1 protein-coding gene and 1 pseudogene are annotated in these 717 nt (G+C 64.2%); both read right to left on the bottom strand.

Features of this window, described 5'->3' with window-relative positions; translation table 11 throughout:
• Positions 1-299 (bottom strand): annotated as a pseudogene (locus AC1DNC_RS16765) (lipoyl synthase); the annotation flags it as partial.
• Positions 300-366: 67 nt separating this feature from the next.
• Positions 367-717 (bottom strand): L-serine ammonia-lyase, iron-sulfur-dependent, subunit alpha (locus AC1DNC_RS16760; RefSeq protein ID WP_476863656.1); only part of this gene is annotated, 351 nt, incomplete at its 5' end.

Here is a 717-nt window from a genome sequence, read left to right as displayed (position 1 = left end):
ATGTCCACGGGGGAGGGCTTGCCGGTGTCGATCTGGCAGAAGTCACAGCGGCGGGTGCATTCGGAGCCGCCGATCAGGAAGGTCGCTTCCTTGTCTTCCCAGCACTCGAAGATGTTCGGGCAGCCGGCCTCTTCACAGACGGTGTGCAGGCCTTCCTTCTTCACCAGGTTCTTGAGCTGGACGAACTCCGGGCCCATCTGGACCTTGGCCTTGATCCACTCCGGCTTCCGTTCCACCGGGGTAGCCGCATTCCGCTGCTCGATCCGCAGCATCTTCCGGCCTTCTGGTGCCAGTGTCATTGTTTTATTTCCTTCGTGTGGGCGCCGGAAAACCGGCTGGGCGTGGGTGCAGGAACCGGGCCGCAGCTCAGCATTCGACGACGTTGACGGCGAGGCCGCCCATGGCGGTTTCTTTGTATTTGGAGGACATGTCCTTGCCTGTCTCGCGCATGGTGATGATGACTTCGTCGAGGGAGACGCGGTGCGAGCCGTCGCCCCAGAGGGCCATTTTGGCGGCGTTGATGGCTTTGGCGGCGGCGATCGCGTTGCGTTCGATGCAGGGGATCTGCACGAGCCCGCCGATCGGGTCGCAGGTCAGGCCGAGGTTGTGTTCCATCGCGATCTCCGCGGCGTTTTCCACCTGCTGCGGAGTGCCGCCCATGACCTCGGCCAGGCCGGCGGCCGCCATTGACGACGCGGAGCCGACCTCGCCCTGGCA

The organism is Arthrobacter sp. 01N442 (genome assembly GCF_056399345.1).
The sequence above is the reverse complement of the archived record's forward strand: the minus strand, read 5'-3'. Positions and strand labels throughout refer to the sequence as shown.